This window comes from Pseudomonas sp. O39 (assembly GCF_045447295.1).
Classification (GTDB): domain Bacteria; phylum Pseudomonadota; class Gammaproteobacteria; order Pseudomonadales; family Pseudomonadaceae; genus Aquipseudomonas; species Aquipseudomonas antarctica_A.
Map to the genome: position 1 here is coordinate 168,566 of NZ_JBJGXV010000008.1, position 23,794 is coordinate 192,359.

General features: G+C 62.7%; 13 protein-coding genes and 1 pseudogene. 5 read left to right on the forward strand and 9 right to left on the reverse strand.

Translation table 11 applies throughout. The annotated features are described in order from the left end of the window. Positions 1 to 10: 10 nt before the first annotated feature. Complete coding sequence (locus tag ACI77D_RS13910; RefSeq protein WP_407016798.1) at positions 11 to 793, reverse strand: helix-turn-helix domain-containing protein; 783 nt, start codon at positions 791 to 793, stop codon at positions 11 to 13. Positions 794 to 892: 99 nt separating this feature from the next. Here ACI77D_RS13910 and ACI77D_RS13915 point away from each other — a divergent pair, with 99 nt between their 5' ends. Next, positions 893 to 1,789 carry an EamA family transporter gene (locus tag ACI77D_RS13915; protein ID WP_407016799.1) on the forward strand — a complete coding sequence of 299 codons (897 nt, stop codon included), beginning with the start codon at positions 893 to 895 and terminating at the stop codon, positions 1,787 to 1,789. Between the two features lie 16 nt (positions 1,790 to 1,805). Here the strand turns inward: ACI77D_RS13915 and ACI77D_RS13920 are convergent. Next, positions 1,806 to 12,304: pseudogene (locus ACI77D_RS13920) on the reverse strand (autotransporter-associated beta strand repeat-containing protein). A gap of 304 nt (positions 12,305 to 12,608) precedes the next feature. On the opposite strand from ACI77D_RS13920, the gene ACI77D_RS13925 reads away from it, so the two are divergent. Together ACI77D_RS13925 and ACI77D_RS13930 are read left to right on the forward strand one after the other, a co-directional pair. Further along, entirely contained in the window at positions 12,609 to 14,417 is a 1,809-nt protein-coding gene (locus ACI77D_RS13925) for a monovalent cation:proton antiporter-2 (CPA2) family protein (protein ID WP_064452785.1), read from the forward strand. A gap of 72 nt (positions 14,418 to 14,489) precedes the next feature. Continuing rightward, entirely contained in the window at positions 14,490 to 15,047 is a 558-nt protein-coding gene (locus ACI77D_RS13930) for a hypothetical protein (protein ID WP_064452786.1), read from the forward strand. A 129-nt stretch (positions 15,048 to 15,176) separates the two neighbouring features. On the opposite strand, the gene ACI77D_RS13935 is transcribed toward ACI77D_RS13930, so the two are convergent. Genes ACI77D_RS13935 through ACI77D_RS13950 form a run of 4 tightly spaced genes read right to left on the reverse strand, consistent with a single transcriptional unit; the run spans position 15,177 to position 17,869 of the window. Continuing rightward, positions 15,177 to 15,896, reverse strand: a complete 720-nt coding sequence (locus ACI77D_RS13935) for an alpha/beta hydrolase (RefSeq protein WP_064452787.1) — start codon at positions 15,894 to 15,896, stop codon at positions 15,177 to 15,179. Positions 15,897 to 15,908: 12 nt separating this feature from the next. Beyond that, positions 15,909 to 16,664, reverse strand: coding sequence for a precorrin-6A synthase (deacetylating) (cobF, locus tag ACI77D_RS13940; RefSeq protein WP_128588097.1), 756 nt, complete (start codon positions 16,662 to 16,664; stop codon positions 15,909 to 15,911). A gap of 45 nt (positions 16,665 to 16,709) precedes the next feature. Beyond that, a complete protein-coding gene (locus ACI77D_RS13945) occupies positions 16,710 to 17,264 on the reverse strand; it encodes a histidine phosphatase family protein (protein ID WP_407016800.1) in 555 nt (184 codons plus the stop codon). Between the two features lie 53 nt (positions 17,265 to 17,317). Then, positions 17,318 to 17,869, reverse strand: a complete 552-nt coding sequence (locus tag ACI77D_RS13950) for a DUF4865 family protein (protein WP_128588093.1) — start codon at positions 17,867 to 17,869, stop codon at positions 17,318 to 17,320. 93 nt (positions 17,870 to 17,962) lie between these two features. Here ACI77D_RS13950 and ACI77D_RS13955 point away from each other — a divergent pair, with 93 nt between their 5' ends. Beyond that, a complete protein-coding gene (locus ACI77D_RS13955; RefSeq protein WP_221294990.1) occupies positions 17,963 to 18,829 on the forward strand; it encodes a LysR family transcriptional regulator in 867 nt (288 codons plus the stop codon). 2 nt (positions 18,830 to 18,831) lie between these two features. Here the strand turns inward: ACI77D_RS13955 and ACI77D_RS13960 are convergent, their stop codons facing one another. From ACI77D_RS13960 to ACI77D_RS13970, 3 genes are read right to left on the reverse strand one after another with little or no spacing between them, the layout of a single operon-like run. Further along, positions 18,832 to 20,199 (reverse strand): MFS transporter, encoded by a 1,368-nt coding sequence (locus ACI77D_RS13960; protein ID WP_407016801.1) that lies wholly within the window; start codon positions 20,197 to 20,199, stop codon positions 18,832 to 18,834. Positions 20,200 to 20,242: 43 nt separating this feature from the next. Then, a complete protein-coding gene (locus ACI77D_RS13965; RefSeq protein WP_407016802.1) occupies positions 20,243 to 21,778 on the reverse strand; it encodes a class I adenylate-forming enzyme family protein in 1,536 nt (511 codons plus the stop codon). A 3-nt stretch (positions 21,779 to 21,781) separates the two neighbouring features. Then, positions 21,782 to 22,960 (reverse strand): acetyl-CoA acetyltransferase, encoded by a 1,179-nt coding sequence (locus ACI77D_RS13970; RefSeq protein ID WP_407016803.1) that lies wholly within the window; start codon positions 22,958 to 22,960, stop codon positions 21,782 to 21,784. A gap of 129 nt (positions 22,961 to 23,089) precedes the next feature. Here ACI77D_RS13970 and ACI77D_RS13975 point away from each other — a divergent pair, with 129 nt between their 5' ends. Then, on the forward strand, positions 23,090 to 23,662 hold the full coding sequence (locus ACI77D_RS13975) for a LuxR C-terminal-related transcriptional regulator (protein ID WP_064452795.1): 573 nt from the start codon (positions 23,090 to 23,092) through the stop codon (positions 23,660 to 23,662). Positions 23,663 to 23,794 lie beyond the last annotated feature (132 nt).

Consider the following 23,794-nt stretch of genomic DNA (forward strand, 5'->3'; position numbering starts at 1 on the left):
CGACGTGGGCTCAGAACAATGACGCGGCCCTGGATTTGGCCAGGTAGCGCGCCGGGGAATCCCCCAGGTTGCGACGAAACACCGAGGTAAAGGCGCTGGAACTGCTGAAACCCAGCGCTAACGCTACCTCGGTGATGGATGCACCATGACTGAGCCGTGCAGTGGCCTCCAGCAAGCAGACCTGCTGGCGCCAGGCTACAAACGTCATGCCGGTGCTGTTCTGAAAATGGCGGGTAAAGGTACGTCGACTCATGCTCGACCACTCGGCCATCTCGTCGAGGGACACGGTTTGCGCAGGCGCGTCCAGAAAGCGCTGGCAAGCACGGGCCAGGCGCGGCTCGGAGGGCAGCGGCGCACTGAGGGGCAATACCGGCATGCTGCCTATTTCATCGATCAGCAGCGTCAATACGCTATGCCGTCGGGCATCGGACGCTGCCGATGGGTCGATAGCCAATGCCGCTTCCAACAGATGCCGGAGCAGTGGCGACACCTCGACTACCTGGCAGCGGTCGTGCAGCCCTGCCCGCTCGGCAGCTTGAGCATCAAGGTAGGTGTTTAGCATGACCACATCACCGCGCATGTGCATTTCATGGGCAATGCCACCCGGCACCCAGATTGCCCGCTGCGGCGGCACCACCCAATTGCCCAGGTCGGTGAACATTTTCAGCGCGCCGGTGGAGGCATAGGCAAACTGCCCGCGCGGGTGTGTATGCCGCTCGAACACGGTGCCGGAGGGGTACGCACGCAGGGTGACCAGCGCTTCGGGGGCGTTGTCATCAAAGGTTGGAATCATGGCCCGATATTGTCAAAAGATGACCCAACATAGCAAGCGGGCCATCCGCACGCGCCCTACCCTTCATGCCTTTGAAGCAGCGTGCTCGAAGGAATCGCCATGCAAAAGAAACATCTGGCACTTGCCCTGCTGGTCACCCTGGTCTGGGGGCTGAACTTTCCCATCACCAAGCTGGGCCTGCGTGCCATCGACCCGTTCGTGCTGACAGGCATGCGCTTTGCCCTCGCCGCCTTGCCACTGGTGTTGTTCATACAGCGCCCCAGCGTCAAGTTCCGCTATGTGGCCGCCTACGGCATTATTTTCGGGCTGGGCATGTGGGGCGTGATCAACTATGGCATCCAGGCTGGCGTTAGCCCGGGAATCGCCTCGTTGATCATTCAGTGCAGCGTGTTTTTCACGCTGGGCTGGGGCTACCTGCTGTTCAAGGAAAAAATCCGCCGTGCACAATGGCTCGGCGCCGTTATGGCATTGATCGGGCTGGCGGGCATCATCTCTACCCAAGAAGGCGAGCATGCGGTAGTTGGGGTTTTGTTGATCGTGTTCAGTGCGTTGGCCTGGAGTATCGGTAACGTCATCATCAAGGCATCGGGCGTGAAGGAAATTTTCTCGTTCATGGTCTGGGCCAGCCTGTTTCCGCCAATCCCACTGTGGCTGATGGCCTGGTGGATGCACGGCAACGCCGCGTTCGACGGCTTGCCGGCCAGCCTCGACCTGACCGCCGGGTTGTCACTGCTGTTTCAGGTTTACCTGGCCACGCACTTCGCCTATTGGGGCTGGAATTCGCTGCTCAAGGCATACCCCGTGTCAACTGTGGCGCCGCTGTCGTTATTGATCCCGGTGTTCGGGATCACCAGTTCAATGCTGATACTGGGCGAGCGCATTTCCCCAGCCAATGGGCTGTTCATCACCGTCATTATCATCGGCCTGGCTGTCGGGCTTTACCGTAAACCAGTGGTGCATGACGCCGCAAAAAAAACCGCCCTTTCGGGCGGTTGAAGGTGCTCGGCTTTGATCAGAAACCGAGGGAGAAACTGATCGTCATCGCATGGTCCTTATCGTTTCGGGACAACTGCCCCGAATAGCCCAAGCCCAGCTTGCCGTTCTGACTGATCTGGTAATCGACGCCCGCTTCCACCACCGCGCTGTCTTTGGCGATCGGCACCCCTTGGGTGCTGAACGAACCACCGCCGTTGATAAAGCTCAGGTCGGCATCCGGCTTGGTGTCGCCAAAGGCGTGACGCCAGCCGATGCTGCCACGTGGGGTGATTTTCGAGCCGTTGCCCAAGGTGAGGGTCTGGCCGATGCGCACGCCCAAGGTCGAGAAGGTCACGTCCTGATCGGCATCACCACGCAGGGCTGCGGAACCGCCTTTCTCCCTGAGGGTGTCGCTGTCGTAGTTGACATAGGCCAGGCCAGCGAAGGGTTCCACCACCACACTGCGGGTTTCAAGGGTGTAGCCCACTTCACCGAAGACTTGCGCGCTACGTGCCTTGTAGTCAGCTTTCAGGCGTTGACCTGCACCGCCAACGGCCACGTCGCGTTTGCTTTCGATGTCATGCCAGCTGTACGCCACGCCCATACGCGCGGCGAAGGCCTCCTGCTGATAAGCGGTGTAGGCCATCAAGTGGTAGCTGTCGACGTCGGCACTGGAACTGCGGCGCTTGGCGTCCAGGTCACTGCGGGTGTAGCCGGCCGCCATGCCGACGCGCCAGGCGTCATCCACTTGCTTGTCGGTGCCGAGCAGGAAGCCGCTGAGGTTGCGGTCCAGTTTGGCGGTGTTGCTGTCGCCGCCCATGTGGCCCCACGTACCGAGTACGCGCATCCAGCCGACCATCTCGCCATGGCAACCGGCGCTGCTCAGGCGATTTTCACTCGGCGCCAGGCTGTTGCGTGGGTCGTCTTCGCGGTAGCAGCCCGGTTGGCGCAGGCGCTCATTGACCGCGTCACGGATGTAACGCGAATCCTCAAGCAAAGCGCTGGCAGTGCTGGCGTGGATCTCACCGGACAAGCTGTCGAAGGCGGCGCGCGCCCCGGCTGCGTCCGAGGTAAGCAGCGCATTCTGCACCGCAGCGCCGCCTACAGCGGTACCGCTGTCCAACGCTGCCGCGACGCCGCGCTGGTTACCGGTGGCCGCCACACTGGCGTAGCTGACGTTGTTACGGCCGACCGCCAATGCCACTTGGGTCGGACTGTAGTTCAGCGAGGTACTGAGGAACGCCAGGTTCTCCAGATTGGTGGTGCTGAAGGTGCCGTTTATCGCGCTGGCAGTCAGTAATGTGTAGGTCATCGGGCCGGCATACGGCACCAGGTTGACCACATTCAAGCTGCCGCCCAGGTTCGCAGTGCCACCGACGGCCAGCGAGGTGGTCATCGAAGGCGTGATCACCAGGTTCAGCGCGCCAGTGCTGGCGTTAGTGAAGTTGCCGGCCACCGTCAGCTTGCCGCCATCCGGTGTGACGCTGCCGTTGTTGACCAACGAACCGACACTGCCGTTGCCGGTCAGGCCTGCGCCATTGGCGACTGTCACCTGCCCGCCGAACACGGTGCCCGGGTTGGCCGCGTTACCGACTTGCAGCACGCCCTCATCCACCGACGCGGTGCCGCTGAACGGCTGGTTGCCGGTGAGCAACAATGCACCCGCGCCCTGTTTGGAGAGGGTACCGGTGCCGGTCAAGGTGCCATTGAAGGTGCCGTTAGTGGGTTGGACAAACAGCAGTCGCGCATTGTTGAGGATGCGACCTTGCAAGCTGAGGGTGTTACCGGCCAGCGTACCGCCACTGACGGTAGTGCCGCCGGAGTAGGTATTGGCGCCGGTCAGCAACAAGGTGCCCGCGTCGAGTTTGTTGATCGCTCCAGCGCCCACGATTGGCGCGGCAATTTCTGTGGTAACACCCGAGTTGACCCGCACCGCCGCCGTGCCGGTTGGCGACAAGGTCCCACCTGCACCGGCCGTCAGCGTGTAGCCAGGGTCGAGAAATTGCAGGCCGGTGAAGCTCTGATTACCGAGCACGGTGACGGTACCACCCTGCCCCGCGAATACAGCGAACTGGTTGTTCGACGCCTGAGCTTGGGTGCCCGTTGGATCGGTCCAGTTAGTGCCCGGGCCCCAGGTGCCGCTGCCGCCGGTGATAGTGCCATCCGGGTTGGTGGTGCCGCCGTTCCAGAACTGAATTTGCCCTGGCATGGTCTGCACCAACAGGTTGAGTTGGTTGGCCAACGACGTCTGCAGGCTCAGGTTACCCAGGCCGGCAGGTATCGAGCCGAAGGTCAGGCCGTTGTCGGTCAGGGCGCCACCGTAGCGGAACAGTTGATACACACCGATGCCAAAGCCACCAGCGTCAGTGACATTGAGTGTGCCATCGAGGACCAGGTTGCCTGCCACGTTCACCGCCGTGGTGGACGCACCTGGCGCACCCAGGGCGAAGTCCAACGCGGTGCCCGACGACAGCGCCAGCGAACCCACCGACAGCGGCGTCGCCGCCCCGGCCTTGAGGGTCGAGCCATCCGCCATGCTCACTGCACCGCCGAGGGTACCGCTGCCCCCGAGGGTCGCGCCGCTGGCCACTTGCACCGCCGCACTGTTCAGCGTGCCGTTGACCAGCAGGCTGCCCGCGTTGACGTTGGTGTTGCCGGTCAGGGTGTTGTTGCCGGTCAACAGCAACGCGCCCGTGCCGGTTTTATTCAGTACGCCTGCGCCGGTGAGATTACCGGTGTAGGTGCCGTCGGCGCCCTGCTCGAAAGTCAGGGTCGCGTTGTTGGCAATCGCACCTTGCAGGCTGGTGGTGTTGCCGGTGGTGGTGCCGCCGTTGAGACTAGTACCCCCGCTGTAGGTGTTGGCGCCGGTCAGCAACAGCGCACCGTTGCCATTTTTCACCAGGCTGCCAGTGCCGCTGACTACGCCGTTAAGTGCCAGCGCGTTGCTGCCGGCCAGGGTCAGCGGGCCGCTCAGGTTGATGGCGTTGGCAAGTTGCAGGTCGGTGCTGCCGTCCAGACTCGCAGCGCCGCCGACGGTCAGCGCGCCAGTGCCCAGCGCGGCGTTATTGCCGAGGACCAATTGACCGGCATTCAACCCCGTACCGCCGGTGTAAGTATTGGCACCATTAAGCGTCAATGTCGCCGCGCCTTTTTTCAGCAGGCTACCGCTGCCACTGAACACCCCATTGAGTGTCAGCGCGTTGCTGCCGCCGATGGCCAGCGCGCCATTGAGTATCGCAGCGTTGCCCAGCGAGACAGCCGCGTTGCTGTCCAGGGTGGTGCCATCAGCCGCAAGCAGCGCGCCAGTGCCCAGCGCGCTGTTATTGCCAACCACCAGCGTGCCGCCATTCAGCGCGGTGCCACCGGTGTAAGTGTTGGCACCGTTCAGCACCAACGTGCCGGTGTCTAGCTTGGCCAGAGTGCCGGCGCCGCCAAGGGTGACACCCAGCGTGGCGGTAACGTTCGGGTCGACGCGGATTGCCGTGTTGCCAGTGCCGCCATTGACCAGGTTAAGCGCACCCGCCGTACCGGACGCCAGGTTGTAGCCATCGGTGACAAACTGCAGGCCGGTGATGTTTTGCGTGCCATCCACCGTCACGTTACCCGCCGTACCTTGGAACACGGCGAAGCTGTTGTTCCAACCTCGATTGAGCGTGCCGTCAACGTTAGTCCAATTGCTGGTGCCAGCGCTCCAGGTGCCGTTACCGCCGTCGATGGCGCCGTTGCCGATCAGATTAGCGCCGTCCCAGAACTGCACCGTGGTGTTGGGCGCTGTGACCAGCAGGTTGACCTTATTGCTGACGGCCGTCTGCACTTGCACGTCGCTCGGGATCACACTGCCCGGCAGTGTGCCGATGGCCAGGCCATTATTGGTGAGTGCCCCGCCGTAGTTGATGATGTTGTAGACGCCGCTGCCAAAGCCGCCGATATCGGTGACGTTAAGCTTGCCGCCCAAAGTCAGATCGCCGCCGACATTCAGCAGCCCGCTGCCACCGCCCACGACTGGAACACCGAGACCGACATCCAGGTTGGCATTATTGCCCAGTACCAGCGAGCCCACCGACAGCGCGCTGCCGGTGGCCAAGCCGATGTGCCCGCCGTCAGCCACCGTCACGGCACCCGCCAACGCACCCGTGCCGGTCAGTGTGGCGCCGTTATTCACCGCCACGCTGGCGCTGGCCAGCGAACCGCTGACATTCAGGCTGCCGCCATTGACGTTGGCGGCGCCGCTGAGGCCATTGATGCCGCTCAGGTTGAGGACACCGGTGCCGTTTTTGTCCAGGTTGCCGGTACCGTTCAGCGTGCCCGCGAAGGTGTTATCGAGGTTGCTGCCACCCACCGCCAACGTACTGCCGCCCGCCACCTGAACCGCGCCGTTGCCGGCCAGGGTATTGAGGCTGGCATTGCCGCCCAGGTTAAGGCTGGCGCCGGTGCCGAGGTTGACGCCGGAGGTATTGCCCAGCGCAGCGTTGCCCACCGTGGTCACGCTGCCGCCGACCACGTTGAGAGGGCCGCTGAAGGTGTTGTTGCCGGTCAGCAGCAAGTCCGCTGCGCCGTTTTTGATCAGCGCCGCGTTGCCGGCCAGCACACCGGCCAGGGTCAGGCTGTTGTTACCGGCCACGGTCAGGTCGCCGTTAAGGTTGACAGCATTCGCCAGCACCAGCGGCGTGCTGTTGGCCAGCGTGCTTGCGTTGCTGACGGTCAAGCCGCCGGAGCCCAGGCCGGTCACGTTGCCCACCGTCAGCGTACCGCCGGCGAGAGTGGTGCCGCCGCTGTAGGTATTGGCGCCGTTGAGGATCAGGTTGGCACTGCCGTTCTTGACCAGCGAACCGGTGCCGCCGACCACACCGCCCAGGGTCAAGTCGTTGCTGCCAGCCACCGTCAGTGCAGCATTCAGTGTGGTGTTATTGGCCAGGGCCAGCGCGGCGCTGTTATCCAGCGTCGCCGCGCCGTTAACGGTCAAACCGCCAGTGCCAAGCGCCGAGCCGTTGCCCAAGGTCAACGAGCCTGCATTCAACTGCGTGCCGCCGAGGTAGGCATTGCCGCCGTTAAGGGTCAGGTTGCCCGCCCCGCTTTTGGTCAGGCCACCGGCGCCGCTGACCAGCCCGTTGAGGGTCAGGTCGGCGCTGCCGAGAATGCCCAGGTTGCCTGCCAGGTTTACCGCATTGGCCAGGACCACTGCGTTGCCGGTATCAAGCGTGGTGCCCGCCGCCGCATTCAATGCGCCGGTGCCCAAGGCACTGTTTGAAGCCAGGATCAGCCCACCCGCATTCAAGGCCACCGGGCCGAGGAAGGTGTTATTGCCGCCCAGGGTCAAATTGGCCAAGCCGTTTTTGATCAATCCGCCGACGCCGCCGATCACGCCATTGAGGGCCAGCGCGTTGCTGCCCGCCACGGTTGTGTTGCCGTTCAAGAGCACGGTATTGCCCAGTGCTATCGCGGCATTGCTGTCCAGTGTCGTACCGGCCGCCGTCGTCAACTGGCCGGAACCCAGCGCCGTGTTACTGCCGACCACCAGGGTGCCGCCATTGAGCGTGGTGCCACCGGAGTAGGTGTTGGCGCCGCCCAGCACCAGGGTGCCGGTGTCGAGTTTATTGAGGGTGCCAACGCCGTCGATATTCACGCCGATGGTTGCCGTAGCGCCTGGGTCAACCCGGATGGCGGTGTTGCCCGTGGTGCCATTGACGGCGGTCAATTGCGCACCGGTGCCGCTGACCAGGTTGTAGCCGTCGGTGGCGAATTGCAGGCCGGTGAAGCGTTGTGGCCCCTGCACGGTGACCGTGCCCGCTGCGCCCTGGAACACCGCAAAGTCACCGACCCATGGCTGATTAAGCGTGCCGCCGGCATTGGTCCAGTTGGTGCCCGCGCTGGTCCAGGTGCCGGTGCCGCCATCCACACTGCCGTTGGCAATGGTTTGGCTGCCATCCCAGAAACGAATGTTGCCCGTCGGCGCGGAAACCACCACGTTGACTTGGTTGCCGACGGAGGTCTGTACCACCAGGTCGCCCAAGGCATAACCGGCCGGTACGCTGGCCACATCCAGGCCCAGGTTGGTCAGGCCACCGGTGTAATTGATCAGGCGATACACACCCACACCAAAGCCACCGGCATCCGTCACGTTGAGGTTGCCGTCGAGGGTCAGGTTGCCGCCCACGTTGAGCAAGGAACTGGTGGACGGTGCATTCAATGCCACATCCAGATTGGCACCCGACGCCAATACCAGAGAGCCGGCCGACAAGGTGTTGCCGCTGCTCAGGCCCAGGTGCCCGCCATTGTTGACATTCATAGCGTTCAACACTGACCCGGTGCCGGTCAGCGTACCGCCGCTGTTGATGTTGACCAGGTTGCTCGCCAGGGAGCCGCTGAGATTCAAGGTGCCGGCATTAATGGCCGTGTTACCGGTGATGCCATTGATACCCGTGAGATTGAGCGTACCGCTGCCGACCTTGGTCAAACCGCCGCCGCCATTGAGGTCGCCACCAAAGGTGCTGGTGGCGTTGACGCCGCCCACGCTCAACGTTGTGCCTGCGCCCACTTGAACAGAACCGCTGCCGGTCAGGGCGGCCAGGCTGGTGTCCACGCCGAGGTTGAGTGCGGCCCCGGCGCTGATGTTGGCGCCGGAGGTGTTGCCCAGCGCACCGGTACTGAGCGTGGTCACGCTGCCGGATACGACATTCACGCCACCGGTAAACGTGTTGTTGCCACTCAACGTCAGGTCTGACGGGCCATTTTTGATCAGGTTACCGGTACCACTGAGCACGCCGCTCAAGCTCACGTTGTTGTTGCCGGCGACGGTCAGGTCGGCGTTCAGCGCAATGGCATTGCCCAGGCCAAAGGCCGCGCTGTTGTCCAGGGTCGACGCGCCGCCGACGGTCAACGCACCGCTGCCCAGGCCATTGGCGTTACCCAGGGTCAATGTCCCGGCATTCAACGTGGTGCCGCCACTTAGGGTATTATTGCCGTTGAGGGTCAGGTTGGCCGCGCCGTTCTTGATCAACGGGCCGGCGCCGCTGAGTACGCCGCCCAGGGTCAACGCATCGGTGCCGCCCACGGTCAGGCCTGCATTGAGAGCAACGTTGTTGCTAGGGTGACGGCCGCATTGCTGTCCAACGTAGCGGCACCGCCGACGGTCAGGTTGCCCAGGCCCAGGGCCGAGTTGCTGCCGATGGTGAGGGTACCCGCGTTCAGCGTGGTACCGCCCAGGAAGCCGTTGTTGCCATTGAGGGTCAGGTTGGCCGCGCCCTCTTTGGTCAGGCTGCCTGCGCCATTCACAACGCCGCCGAGTGACAGGTCGGCCGTGCCGCCGATGCTGAGGTTCCCGGCAAGATTGAGCGCATTGGTCAGTGTGGCGGCCGTGTTGGCATCCAGGGCAGTGCCCGCCGCCGCATTCAATGCACCGCTACCCAGCGCGCCAGTGGCACCGACCACCAGCTTGCCGACATTCAGCGTGGTAGTGCCCAGATAAGTATTCGCGTGGTTGAGGACCAGGTCGGCTGCGCCGTTTTTGATCAAGCCGCCGACGCCACTCACCACGCCATTGAGGGTCAAGGCGTTGCTGCCGCCGAGTGTCAGGGTGCCGCCCAGGTTGATGTCATTGCCCAGGGCTGAGTCGGCGCTGGCATCCAGCGTAGTACCCGCCGCTGCGTTCAATGCACCGGAGCCCAGCGCAGTATTGGCGCCGACAATCAGTGAACCGCTGTTCAACGCGGTGGGGCCGCTGTAGGTGTTGGCACCGGTGAGGTTCAGGCTCGACGCGCCGTTTTTGATCAAGCCGCCCACACCGCCGATCACGCCACCCAGGGTCAGGGGGTTGGTGCCGTTGACGGTCAGGTTGGCGTTGAGGTTGATTGCATTGTTGGCCGTCAACCCCGCTGTGTTGCCCAGGCTGCTCGCCCCGGCCACGGTCAACGCGCCCGTGCCGAGCGCCGCACCGTTACCCAGGTTCAGGCCGCCGGCATTCAGGGTAACGCCACCCTGGAAGGTGTTGGCGCCATTGATGGTCAGCAGCCCTGCGCCGTTCTTGATCAACTGGTTGGTGCCACCGATCACGCCGCCCAGGGTCAGGTCGTTGGTGCCAGCCAGGGTCAGGTCGGCGTTGAGGTCGATGCCGTTGGCCAGGCTAATACCGGCCGCACTGTCCAGGGTACCTGCACCGCCGACAGTCAAGTTGCCGGTGCCGAGTGCGCTGTTAGTGTTGACGGTCAAAGTCCCGCCATTGAGCACCGTGCCCGCCAGAAAGGTATTGGCGCCATTGATAATCAGGTTGGCCGCGCCGTTTTTAGTCAGGCCGCCTGTCCCACCGATCGCACCGTTCAACGTCAGGTTGTTGCTGCCGCCCAGATTCAAGTTGCCGGAGACATTCACTGCATTGCCCACTGTCACCGCCCCGGTGGTATCCAGGGTAGTGTTGTTGGCGGTATTCAAGGTGCCGACCAGACCCAATGCGTTGTTGCTGCCCAGGATCAAAGCGCCCGCATTCAGCGTTGTATTTCCCAGCAAGCCGTTATTGCCGCTGAGGGTCAGGGCGCCGGTGCCGTTCTTGATCAGGCCACCGATGCCGTTGACGACACCTGTGAGAGTCATTGCCTGGCTGCCGCCGAGCGTCAGGTTGCCCGCCAGGTTGACGGCGTTGCCCAGAGAAACCCCGGTGGTAGCATCCAGTGTGGTGCCCGCCGCCGCATTCAAGGCACCCGTACCCAATGCGGTGTTGGAGCCTACCAACAAGGTGCCGCCATTCAATGCGGTAGGGCCTTGCTGGGTGTTGTTGCCGGACAGCGTCAGGGCCGCAGTGCCATTTTTGATGATACCGGCGGTTCCGGAGATTACGCCTGCCAGGGTCAACGGGTTACTGCCAACGGTGGTCAGGTTGGCGTTAAGGGTCACGTCGTTGTTCAACGTGCCGGCGGCAGTCGTGTCCAGGCTGGCGACACCGTTGACGCTCAAGGCCCCCGAACCCAGGGCGTTGGCACTGCCGAGGATCAAGCCACCCGCGTTCAAACTGGTAGGGCCGGTGTAACCGGCGTTATTGCCACTCAGCGTCAGGCCACCGCTGCCGTTTATGTTCAGGCCACCGCTACCACCGAGATTGCCGCTGAGGGTCAACGCGCCTGTGCCGGTCGTGGTCAAGGCGCTGTTGAGGGTGAACGCGTTGGCCAGATTCACCGTGCCGGGTGCCGATAGGGTCGACACCCCGGCGACCGTTACGCCACCGGAGCCCAGCGCCAGAGTGTTGCCCACTTGCACACTGCCGGAATTCAGCGTTGTCCCACCGCTGAAGGTGTTGGCGCCAGTGAGGATCAGTTGGCCGGTGCCGGACTTGATCAGCCCGCCGGTACCCGAAAGTACGCCGCCCAAGGTGGTGCCATTGGCGCCCAGCAGTGTCAGGCCACCGCTGCCCAGGGTCATCAAGTTGCTGAGCATCAGGCCCGCGGTGCTGGCTTGAATCGCCCCGCCATTGGCGGTCAGGACGCCGGTGCCGAACGTACCGTTGTCATTGAACTGCGCAACACCGCCATTGAGGGTGGTGCTGCCGCTGACCAGTGGGCCTTGCAAGGTCCAGGTGCCGCTGTTGACGGTCAGGTTGTTGAAGTTGACGTAGGTGGCGCTCGAGGCCGTGGCCGCGCCCGACGTGCCGCCCCCAACACCGAGAGGGTTTTGCAGAGTCAACGTGTTGCTGCCGCCCAACCCACCATCAATCTGCCCGGTGGGCGCGAACCCCAGATTGACCCCAAGCAGGCCGCCCAGGGCAAGCCCAAGACCACCGCCGCTGGAAACAGTGGAGCCGGTGACCGCCGTAAAGGTGTTGGTGCTGGCGGCCCCCATCGACAAACCGCCAATGATGTTGCCGCTGTTGAAGAAGGTGTTGCCGCCTGCCGACGCCTCGAATGCCATGCGCCCGGTCACCGTACCGGTGTTGGTCATGTTGACCCGGGAACCACCCTGCACCGCTATCACCGGCGCGTCGGAAGCAAACAGGCTCAGGCCCAGCAACGCAGCGGAGCCGATGGCACCGTTGTTGGTAATGGTGGTGGTACCGGTGGCGCCGTTGTTGATATTCAGCGCCATGCCGTTGAGGGTACTCAGGCCGACACCCAGGAGGCCCGAGGTGCCTTTCATGATACCGGTGGCAAGGTTGGTGACACTCACCGTACCCGACGCGCCGCTGCCAATCACCGTGCCGTTGCTGAGCAGCGTGATCAACCCCAATATCGAGGGGTCGATGGTGCCCGCGTTGTTCAACGTGATGTTGTTACCCGCGAGGTTCATCGCGGTTCCACCCAGCAGCGCATTGATGGTGGAGCCAACGGTTACGCCAACAGTCAGGTTATTCACGGCGCTGGAAAAGGTATTGTCCAGCAGGATTGTTGCGGTGCCCGTACAGGTCACGGCGTCACCCAACGCGGGGCTGGCCGGCGTGCACGCTGCCGAGGCCTGAGGGCTCGCCAGGCCGATCACCAGCCCCGCCACGCCGAGGCGGATAGCAAGCGAAAGCGCAGAAATACGCGGTGTAACGGCAGTCGCAAGTCTTCTATCCACGTCCAACTCCTTGGTGGTCCAAGCCTTTCATCCATGAATGCGCAGAAGCCCAACCCTATTGACTCACACGCATTGAGTGCGAAATACCTGACCGCGGTGACAACTGATCTGGTTTTTCGAAACGGTAGTCGACCCTCAGAGAAGCCATTGAATTAAATGGTATTAATACTTTCGTAAGCCCCGTGTAAGAATGGGATTACAGCTAGTAGCCATTGGCTTTCGCGTCAAAAATACAAGTTTCGAAATGTAAAAAAGCGCTCTAATAGCCCCCTGTTGATTCGTTTTAAAGATTCTGGAGTTCGCAATGCCCCATGAAGGCAACCTGTTACAAGCAGCCGTGGTGTTCCTGCTCGCCGCCGTGCTGACAGTGCCCCTGGCCAAGCGCCTGCAACTGGGTGCCGTGCTGGGCTATCTGTTCGCCGGTGTGATCATCGGCCCGTCGGTCTTGGGCCTGGTGGGCAACCCGCAAAGCGTGGCGCAGTTCTCTGAGTTGGGCGTGGTGTTGCTGCTGTTTATCATCGGCCTGGAGCTGTCGCCGAAACGGTTATGGGTGATGCGCAAGGCGGTGTTCGGTGTCGGCCTGGCCCAGGTGTTGCTGACAGGTTTGGTGATGGGCGCGGTGGCGCTGTGGCTGTTTGGCCAAACCTGGAACAGCGCGATTGTGCTGGGCCTGGGCCTGGCGTTGTCCTCCACTGCCTTTGGCTTGCAAAGCCTGGCCGAGCGCAAGGAACTGAACCAGCCGCATGGGCGGCTGGCCTTTGCGATTCTGCTGTTCCAGGACATCGCCGCAATCCCGCTGATCGCCATGGTGCCGCTGCTCGCCGGCAGCGACCACCCGACCACCGAAGCGCAAGGCCTGCAACACGTCTTGCAGATCCTCGGCAGCATCGCCGTGGTGATCATTGGCGGGCGCTACCTGTTGCGCCCGGTGTTTCGTATCGTCGCCAAGACCGGCCTGCGCGAAGTGTCTACCGCCACTGCGCTGCTGGTGGTGATCGGCACCGCCTGGCTGATGGAACTGGTGGGCGTATCCATGGCCCTCGGTGCATTCCTCGCCGGGCTGCTGCTGGCGGACTCGGAGTACCGTCACGAACTCGAATCCCAGATCGAGCCGTTCAAGGGCCTGTTGCTCGGCCTGTTTTTTATCAGCGTGGGCATGGGCGCCAACCTCAGCCTGCTGCTCAGCTCGCCGCTGGTGGTCATCGGCCTGACCCTGCTGCTGATCGGTCTGAAACTGCCACTGCTGTATGCGGTCGGCCGCCTGGTGGGTGACCTTAATCGCGAAAGTGCGCTGCGCCTGGGCGTGGTGCTGGCGGCAGGCGGTGAGTTCGCCTTCGTGGTGTTCAAGATCGGCCGCGACCAGGGCTTGTTCGAGCCGCATCTTTACGATGTGCTGGTACTGACCATTACCCTGTCCATGGCCGTGACCCCGCTGCTGTTACTGGTATGCCCGAAGCTGTTCAAGTCCAAGGCCAAACCCGTGGAAGTGCCCGAGGAATACCGCGCCATCGAAAGCGATGCGCCGCGTGTGGTGATTGCCGGCATGGGCCGTATGGGCCAGATAGTGGCGCGGATTCTGCGCGCGCAAAACATCTCGTTCATCGCCCTCGACACCTCGGTCGAAACCATCGAACTGACCCGCAGTTTCGGCGGCATGCCGGTGTTTTATGGTGACCCGCAGCGCCCGGAGATCCTGCACGCCGCCAAGGTCGATCAGGCGGAATTCTTCGTGATCGCCATGGACGACCCGGAGATCAACATCAAGACCGCCGAATTGGTGCGCACGCGCTACCCGCACATGAAAATCATCGCCCGCGCGCGTAACCGCCAGCACGTGCACCGCCTGGTGGACCTGGACGCCTCACCCGTACGCGAAACGTTCTACTCCAGCCTGGAAATGAGCCGCCGCACCCTGGTCGGCCTCGGCTTGAGCCAGGCCCAGGCCGATGCGCGCATCACCCGCTTCAAAAATCACGACCTGCAGTTACTCGCCGCCCAACACGCGGTGTATGACGACGCGGCCAAAGTGATGCAGTCCGCCCAGGAAGCCCGTACGGAACTGGCGCGGCTGTTTGAGATGGACCGTCTCGAAGAAGAGTCCGACAAGGTGTGAGGCTATGTATGAACGATCTTGCGAGTTTTCTGACAGAATACGCCGCAATTTCGTTCATCTCTGGAGCGCTTCATGGCCACTTTCACCAAGACCGCCGTCCTGCTGGCCCTTGCGCTTAGCGCCGGTAGCGTGTTCGCCGCCAGCAAGCCCGCTGCCACACAGACCATCTCGACCCTGGGCGGCAAGTTCACCTTTAACCTGCCCAAGGCCTACACCGCCGACACGCTGCCAACCGGCAAGGCTGACGACGGCACCGCCGACACCCAAGGCACGCTGTACGCCAACTCGGCGACTAAAAGTGTGGTGATCGTCGCCGAAACCGTGCGTAACGACGGGGCAACCATCAAAGACAATGACCCGCAGTTCCTCGATGGCGCCGTGGCTGATTTCGTCAAGGACCAGAGCGCCGCCCTGCCCGACTTCAAGAAGCAAAACGAGAAAAAACTGACCTTCAAAGGCCTGGGCCTGCGCCAGGTAGACAGCACCGCCACCCAGGGCGGCGGCAAGACCTTGAACTCCACGTTCCTCGGCGGTTCCGGCAAGCACTTGCTGGTGATCCAGGCCATTTCGCGGGCGGATGATGTGAAGGGGCACGCCGAACTGGTGAAGCAGATTACCGGCGGCAAGTAAGCCTCATCCCTGACAACACAAATCAAATGTGGGAGCGGGCTTGCTCGCGAATACAGTGGATCAGTTAAAGATGAGTTGACTGACACACCGCATTCGCGAGCAAGCCCGCTCCCACATTTTTGATCGCGCTTACTTCAAGGTTTTCTCTAGCCACGCCTTCAGGTCCTGCACTTCCGCCTCACTCACGGTGTGCGGCATCCCCGGATACCCGTGGAACTCCGGCTTCAACCCCAGCCCCACCAACACCTCATTCGCACGCGTCGCCGACACATACGGCAGCGCCTGGTCCAGCGTACCGTGGCCAATAAAAATCGCCAGCTTGCCCAGTGATTCATTGGGCTTGAGCTCCGCCTTGAGCACTGGCAATACACTGCCACTCAAGGCCGCGATCCCGCGCACCAACTCGGGCTGACGCAAGCCCACTTCGTAGGACATGATCGCGCCCTGGCTGAAACCCACCAGGAACACCCGATCGCTTTGCGTGTGGTATTTGGCCGTGGCCTTGCCGACAAAGTCTTCGATCAGCCTGGCGCTGCGTTGCAAGTCGGCGGTCTCGCCATTGTAATCGCCGTCACCCGCGGTCTTGGTAAACCAGCGATAGCCGTTCGGGTCCACCGGCATCGGCGCACGCGCCGACAGGTAAGTCCAGCTGGAAGGTAACGCGTCCTTGATACCAAACAGGTCTTCCTCGTTGCTGCCGAACCCGTGCAGGAAAATCACCAACGGTTGGTTGCGTGAATCGCTCTGCGTCTGTTCCAGGTACGCCAACGGCAAGTCGGTGTGCAGCGTGGCATCGGCATGGGCGACACCGGCCATCAGGGTCAGCGCCAGGGCAAACAGCTTGAACATGGGGAAGTTTCCTCAGGGTTTGCGCAACAAATAAGTGTCCATGATCCAACCATTTTCCAGGCGTGCGGCCTTGCGCACCCGTTCGATTTCTTCAGCCACGTCACTGACTTTGCCGCTGATCAGGATTTCGTCCGGTGTGCCCAGGTAGGCGCCCCAGTAGATATCCAGGTCTTGATCAGCCACGGTACGGTAGGAATCTTCGGCATCGAGCATCACCACCAACGTGTCCGCATCACTCGCCTGCCCCGCCGCCAACCGGCGCCCGGTGGTAATCTCGATGGAGCGGCCAATGCGATTCAGCGGCACCTTGTGCTGGGCCGCCAGGGCCTGCACGCTGGTGATGCCGGGTATCACTTCGAACTCAAACGCACAGTGGCCACTGGCGAGGATCGCCTGCAGGATACGGATGGTGCTGTCGTACAACGCAGGGTCGCCCCAGGCCAGGAAGGCGCCTACTTCGCCATCCGCCATGTGCTCATTGATCATGCGCTCGAAGGTGTGTTGCTTGTCGCGGTTGAGGTCCTGCACGGCGGTGGTGTAGTCGATGTCGCCGCGCACACGCTCGGGGCAGTCGGCCTCGACGAAGCGGTAGCCGGGCTCGGTGATGTAGGTCTCGCAGATCTCGCGGCGCAGGTCGATCAGCTTGTCTTTGCTCTGGCCCTTGTCCATCAGGAAAAACACGTCGGTGCGGTTCAGCGCCTTCACGGCCTGCATCGTGATGTAGTCAGGGTTGCCGGCGCCAATGCCGATGATCAGGATGCGTTTCATGGTTTGCTCTCATTGCGGGGCGTGGATTTTGCCATGTTCGCCGGGTCAGGCGTGAGTTTCCAGGCGCAGGCGCCAGACAGTGTTGAAGCGCAGCTCGGTGGCGGACAGGGGCTCGATGTCGATCCGGTAGAACATCGACACCGGGAACTGCATGACATAGAGCAAGGCGGCGCGAATCACCAACGGGTGGGTGATGGCCAACACATGACCGGGTTGGGTTTCGAGGGATTGCAGCCACTGCCCGACCCGCGCACAAACCTGTTCCACCGACTCGCCGCCGTGGGGCGTGCTGGTGCTGTCGGTCGCCCAGGCCATCAATGCATCGCCGTCCAACTGGTTGATCGCCTGGCCTTTCCAGGCACCCAAGTCAGCATCGCGCAAGGCATCTTCGACTTGCGCGTCAGCGCCGAACAGCCCGGCCGTCTGGCGGGTCCTGGCTTCAGGCCCGCACACCAGGCGCGGGTTTTTCTTGAAGCGCCCGGCCAGGGACAACACTGCGTGTTGCCAATCCATGCTGACAGACTCGTCATCGGCAAACCGCCCCAGCTTTTGCGACGCCGTAGCGGCATGGCAGATCAGTGTCAAACGCGTGGCTGGCACCGCAGATCGCTCCGGTAACGAGTTAGAAGCCTGCAAGACTGGCGCAGTTGACGCTATCGCGCAACGCCTTGCGCCAGATAGAGCACCTGGTAACCCGTGCCCGGGTGGTCCATCTGCAGCGGCTTGGCCGAGAGCGTGATCCGCACCAGGCGCCACGCTTGCACATCCAGCGCCAGGAAGACCGCGAATGTATCCGGGCTGTCAGCCAACTGCTGGTTACGTCGTTTTTCCTCGGTCAATATCCCGGCTCGATCCGCCCCTGGCTCCAATGACCATTGCTCCCGGTACAAACTCAACGCGTGCCGCGCGGGCCCTTGCTGCACGTCCAGCGGCAACCAGCTTTCGATGTGCGGGCGGCCAAAGCTGTCGAGCACCTTCTGGAAACGCTCGCCCAACAAGAAGTCGGCGGCCTGCAACGGGTCTGCCCACAGGTACACCGACGCATAGACATTGCCCGTCGCTTGCCCGCGTTCCTGGGCGATAAATGCCTTGAACAGCAGCCCTTCAGCGTGATCCCACAACGGCCCCAATTGCTCAGCGCGGCGGCGGATAACCCCCATGTCGTAATCGGCAGGCAGGCGGTGTGAATACTGTTTGGCAAACATGGCGAAGCTCCTGTGCAAGATGAGGTTTGAGCTTGCGCAGTGGCAGTGATTTCAACAAGATATCAGCCGATATATGTGCGATAAGGATTTGATATGACTGATGCGCTCAAACCCCTGGATATCGACACCGTGCAGGCCTTCGTCCGGGTCGCCGACTTCGCCAGTTTCACCCGTGCCGCCGAGGCCCTCGACACGTCCCAGGCCGCCATCAGCCTCAAGCTCAAGCGCCTGGAAGAACGCCTCGGTTATCGACTGCTGGAGCGCACGCCCCGCCACGTAAGGCTGTCGCCCCAGGGCGAGCAGTTCATCGTGGCCGCTCGCGCCCTGCTTAACGCCCATGAACGCGCATTGGGCGACATGGGTACCCAGCCCTCGCGGCGTCTGGTGATCGGCATCAGCGACCACGTCGCCGGGCCGGACTTGCCCACCTGGCTCGGCCGCCTCGCCGCGTACGACCCTTTGCTGATCCTCGAAATACGCATCGCCTCCTCCCGCGATCTGGTGGCCGCGTTCGACCGCAACGAGCTGGACGCGGTGATCGTGCGCAACGAAGGCGACCGCCGGGACGGCGAAGTGTTGGCAGTGGAACGCTTTGGCTGGTTTGCTGCGCCGACCTGGCAACACAACCCCGGCCTGCCCTTGCGCCTGGCAACCATGGCGCCGCCGTGTGGGGTTCGGCATCTGGCGGTCAGGGCGTTGGATGAAGCCCATATCGACTGGACTGAAGTGTTTGTCGGCGGTGGTGTGATGGCGGTGGGCGCGGCGGTGAGCGCCGGCTTGGGTGTCGCCGCCCTCGCCCACCGAGTGGCCCCGGCCGGGGCGGTGGACGTGAGCGAGCAATGCGGTTTGCCCGCATTGCCCGTCAGTGAAGTGGTGCTTCACAGCCGCATCAGTGACCTGCGGTCCCGCGAAACATTGCGCACGTTAAGCGCAACGTTTCGCGGCGTGTTGCCGCGCTGAGGTTACGCCACTGGGGCTTCTGCACTCACCGTGGCGGTGGCAGCCCGGGCCTGTAACTGTGTGGCCCCCACCGACGGCACGACCGGACTGCCGCTGGCGACAAAATCTTCTTTGCGCAGCGCCACCAGGGCAATCAGTGACACCACGCCGGTGGCCACGTAGAAATACCACGGCGAGGTTATATCGCCCGTCACCTTGATCAGCCAGGTAGAGATCAGCGGCGCGCTGCCGCCAAACACGGCGACCGGCACGTTGTACGCCACCGCAATGCCGGTGGAGCGGATGCGTGTCGGCAGCAGTTCGCTCATCAGCGCATACGTCGACGAGGCATACAGCCCGAACAGAATCGCCACTGCCATCAAGGGCGCGAAGAACGACGCGGCCGTTGCGGTCGGCGCCGACTTGAACAGCCAGAACATCGCCAACGTGGCCAAGGTGCCAATCACCATCAGGAACGGCTTGCGCCCGTATTTATCGGTAAATGCGCCGCCAAAGGGCATCACGAAGGCCGCCGAAAAACTGGCGACAAATACGTAGAGCAAGGTGGTACCGCTGTCGAACTTGAGGATCTTGGCCATGTAGGTCGAAGCGAAGGTCAGCACCAGGTAAAAGATCGAGCTGTGCAAGGTGATGATAAAGAACACCAGGGCGATCGCCCGCTTCCATTGCCAGACTTCACGCAGCGGTGCGCGGGAGGTTTGGCCGGCGCGTTGCAGGGCGAGAAACTCGGGGCTGTCTTCCAGCTTGAGGCGGATGTACATGGAGATAAAGCCCAACGGCGCGGCGATCAGGAACGGCACGCGCCAGGCCCATTCCTGCATCACGTCGGCGCCGAGGATCCAGGTCATGCCATTGGCCACGGCGCCGCCCAGCAGCAGGCCGAGCACGGCGGTGACCATTAACCAGCAGGTCGCGAACCCGCGTCGACCCGGCCCGGCGTATTCCGAGATAAAGCTGGTAACAGTACCGATCTCACCGCCCGCCGAAAAACCCTGCACGCAGCGCACCAGGATCAGCAGGATCGGCGCCGCGATGCCCAGCGTCGCGTAGGTCGGCAACACGCCGAGCATCACCGTCGAGCCGGTCATCATCACCAGCGCCATGATCAGGGTTTTGCGGCGGCCGATCTTGTCCGCCAGCGGGCCGAAGAACAGCCCACCCAAGGGCCGGATGAAAAAGCTCAGGGCGAAGGCGGCAAAGCTGGCGAGCAGGCTGGTGGTGGGGTCATCGGAGACGAAAAACGCCTGGCCGATGTACACGGCGAGAAAGCCGTAGACGCCGTAGTCGTACCACTCGATCAAGTGACCGGAAGTGGCACCGAGAAACGCACGGCGCCGCTTGCGGACCGTGTCTTGCGCTTGATTGCCCATCGAAGGGACTCCTTGTCTGATGATCTGTCCATGAATAGCGGGTCTAGGGAAGCGCGGCGATACTCGCTGCTTTCAACCACTGCCGCAAGTCGGTCTTGAGGATTTTGCCGTAGCTGTTTTTCGGCAACTCGTCGCGGAACACGTATTTCTTCGGCTTCTTGAACGAGGCCATGCGCTCGACAAACCACGCGGTGAGCCGGGCATCGTCAAGCGTCTGCCCGTTGCGCGTGACCACAAAAGCCACCACCGATTCGCCCCATTGCGCATCCGGCTCACCCACCACACACACCTCGAACACCTCGGGATGCTGCGCCAACACTTCCTCGACTTCGCGCGGGTACACGTTGCTGCCGCCGGTGATGATCACGTCCTTGGAGCGGTCCGTCAGGGTCAGGTAGCCGGCCGGGTCGAGAAAGCCGATATCGCCGGTCATCAGCCAGCCATCGACCAGGGTCTGGCGGGTGGCTTCTGGGTTGCGCCAGTAGCCTTGCATCACCGTGGCACCGCGCACTGCAATCTCGCCGCGCTCCCCCGTCGGCACCGGCTGGTGCTGCGCGTCGAGGATGCGGATTTCGACACAAGCGTGCGCCTGGCCGACAGAGGCGGCCAGGGTCGACCAACCCTCGCGTTGGCGGTCGGCGATCAGCGCGCGGGGCAACACGCTGATGGTCATCGGGCTCTCGCCCTGGCCGTAGATTTGCACCAGGCGCGGGCCAAACGTATCGACGGCCGCGCACAGGTCAGCCAGGTACATCGGGCCGCCGCCGTAGACGATGGTCTTGATGCCTGCGCCGCCATAACCCTGGCGCTGCGCCTGTTCGACCATGCGCTTGACCATGGTCGGCGCGGCAAACAGCGATACATCGCCCAACTCGACGGCCAACCCGAACAGCTCGGCCGCATCAAAACCATGGGACGCAGGCACCACATGCCGCGCGCCACAACGCACATGAATAAAGTTGTAGAGCCCGGCACCGTGGGACATTGGTGCGGCATACACCACGGCGTCAGCGGCGCTGACCGGGTCGACATCCGTGGCATAACACAGCGACATGGCAACCAGATTGCCATGACTCAGCATCACCCCCTTGGAACGCCCGGTGGTGCCGGAGGTGTAGAACAGCCAGGCGAGGTCCTTATCCTCACGCGCCACCGGCTGCTCCAGCGTCGGCCAGCCGCGGGTCGGCGGCAGCGTGTGGCCGTCCAGCTCCTTACAGCGCTGAGGCAAGTCCCGTGATGACGAAAACACCCGGCCGCCGTCGGTAAAGATCAGGCGCGCCTGGGCGTTATCGGCAATCCAGGCCGCTTCGCTCGGATGCAGCTTGGCGTTGATCGGCACGACCACCCCGCCCAGCCACCAGATGGCGTAGAGCAATTCCAGGTAGTCACAGCTGTTCTTCATCAGCACCGCGACGGCATCCCCCGCCGTCACGCCGTACTGGTCCACCAGGTGCGCGGCGCGTTGACGAACATGGGCCGCAAAGGTGGCGTAATCGGCGATTTGCCGGGTACCTTCGAACAACGCCGGGCGTTGCGGATCACGGCGCTGGGTATCGTGCAGCCAGTTGGCAATGTTCATGGCTCAGCACCTGCGTGCGTGCAGGACCGAGGCGTAGTTGGCCACCGCCATGCCGCCCATGTTGAACACCAGGCCAAACTCCGGGTCAGGCACCGCCAGGCCAATCGGCTCACCGGTCAATTGCCGAAACGCCAGGGCATGCATCGACACCCCCGTGGCGCCCACCGGATGCCCTTTGGCCTTGAGCCCACCGGAAAGATTCACCGGCAGCCGCCCACCGGCGCGCACCACGCCGCTGTCGAGCACGCGATGGCCCTCGCCTTTGGGCGCCAGGCCCATGGCTTCGTAGATCAGCAGTTCGGCGATGGTGAAGCAGTCATGCACCTCGGCGAAACTCAAGTCGGCCAGGGTGATATTCGCGCCGCGCAATGCCGTGTGGATCGCCCTTTGCGGGCCCTCAAAGGCCAGGATGTCGCGCTGGGCGATCGGCAGGCAGTCGTTGACCTGAGTCATCGTGCAGATCTGTACATCGCGGCGAAACGCCCGCGCGCGCTTGGGCGAGGCCAGAATGATCGCGGCGGCGCCGTCCCTGATCAGTGAGCAATCGGTCAGGCGCAATGACTCGGCCACAAACGGGTTGCTCTTGGACACGTTGTTACAGTGTTCGAAATCCATCACCCGGTGCATCTGCGCCAACGGGTTGGCCATGGCATTGGAGTGGTTCTTGGTGGCGATGGCCGCCATCGAGCCCAGCGGGCAATGGTAGCGCTCGGCATATTGCCGGGCAGCCCGACCGAACAGTTGCGGGAAACTCATGCCGGCTTCGGCCGGGTCGTTCTGATAGCCGGCGCCGGCCAAGGCTTGGGTGACCTCGGCGGTGGAGGTGTGGGTCATCTTTTCGGCGCCCACCACCAACACCAGTTCCGCGCTGCCGGACAGGATCGCATTGATCCCGGCCTGGATCGCCGCCGAGCCGGACGCGCAGGCGTTTTCACAGCGGGTGGCCGGTTTGAAGCGCAGGCCGGGGTCGGCCTGCAACAACAGCGAAGAGGCGAACCCGTCAGGCACCAGCCCCGAGTTGAAGTGGCCCAGGAACAACGCATCGATTTCTGACGCGTCAATCGCCGCATCCGTGAGGGCTTCGCGGGTAACCTGCACGATCAGGTCTTCAAGGGTGGTGCCTTCCAGGCGACCAAAACGCGAATGACCGGCGGCAACAATGGAGACGCAATCAGCAGGCATAATCAATTTCTTCTGTTCTTGATACGGACATTCCTTACAATGACCCACCACTGGGCCGGCGCCAATTCGTGTAACTACTTACATGGATAAGTAGCCCGAGGTGAGAAAAACAACGAGGCAGGATGCCCAATGACTGTGTTTGCACAACAACTCCAAGATATCGGGCGTCTGGCGTTCCAGTTGTCCCCCGCACCGCAACTGGTCACCAGCAACCGTGTGATCGTCGACTGCAACGAAGCCTTCCTGCAGTTGTTCGGCTATTCACGCGACGCGTTGGTCAACCAACTGACCCTGCTGATCTACCCCTCCCAGGCTGACTACCACGCCATCGGCAAGCGCAGCCACGATTGGTTGCTGGACAGTGAAAACGGCCGCTACTCCGACGAACGTTTCATGCAGCACAAAAGCGGCGAAGTGTTCTGGGCCAAGTCCCACGGCTACACGCTCACGCCCAAAGACCCGTTCAAGCTGATGATCTGGCACTTCGAACGCCTCGATCGCACCCACCAGGGCACCGGCGACCTCACGCCCCGGGAGCGGGAAATTGCCATGCACATCGTCAACGGCCTCAAGTCCAAGGAAATCGCCCTGCGCCTGGCAATCTCCCACCGCACGGTGGAAGTGCATCGGGCGCGGTTGATGAGGAAGTTGCAGGCCAAGACGGTGGTGGAGTTGGTGTCGAAAATTATTATGGTGGCGTGACGTGGCCACCGCCGTTGCCCGGCGCACACAGCATCGAGGTATTGCGCGAAGCGGGCTTTGAGCCGGCGTCCATACAGAGCCTGCTCAAGACCAACGTGCTCGTGCAGGCCAGCCCATCCGAATGTTCATCAG

Coding starts and splice junctions, on each gene's coding strand:
- ACI77D_RS13910 (WP_407016798.1), bottom strand. CDS start 793: ATGATTCCAACCTTTGATGACAACGCCCCCGAAGCGCTGGTCACCCTG.
- ACI77D_RS13915 (WP_407016799.1), top strand. CDS start 893: ATGCAAAAGAAACATCTGGCACTTGCCCTGCTGGTCACCCTGGTCTGG.
- ACI77D_RS13925 (WP_064452785.1), top strand. CDS start 12,609: ATGCCCCATGAAGGCAACCTGTTACAAGCAGCCGTGGTGTTCCTGCTC.
- ACI77D_RS13930 (WP_064452786.1), top strand. CDS start 14,490: ATGGCCACTTTCACCAAGACCGCCGTCCTGCTGGCCCTTGCGCTTAGC.
- ACI77D_RS13935 (WP_064452787.1), bottom strand. CDS start 15,896: ATGTTCAAGCTGTTTGCCCTGGCGCTGACCCTGATGGCCGGTGTCGCC.
- cobF (WP_128588097.1), bottom strand. CDS start 16,664: ATGAAACGCATCCTGATCATCGGCATTGGCGCCGGCAACCCTGACTAC.
- ACI77D_RS13950 (WP_128588093.1), bottom strand. CDS start 17,869: ATGTTTGCCAAACAGTATTCACACCGCCTGCCTGCCGATTACGACATG.
- ACI77D_RS13955 (WP_221294990.1), top strand. CDS start 17,963: ATGACTGATGCGCTCAAACCCCTGGATATCGACACCGTGCAGGCCTTC.
- ACI77D_RS13960 (WP_407016801.1), bottom strand. CDS start 20,199: ATGGGCAATCAAGCGCAAGACACGGTCCGCAAGCGGCGCCGTGCGTTT.
- ACI77D_RS13965 (WP_407016802.1), bottom strand. CDS start 21,778: ATGAACATTGCCAACTGGCTGCACGATACCCAGCGCCGTGATCCGCAA.
- ACI77D_RS13970 (WP_407016803.1), bottom strand. CDS start 22,960: ATGCCTGCTGATTGCGTCTCCATTGTTGCCGCCGGTCATTCGCGTTTT.
- ACI77D_RS13975 (WP_064452795.1), top strand. CDS start 23,090: ATGACTGTGTTTGCACAACAACTCCAAGATATCGGGCGTCTGGCGTTC.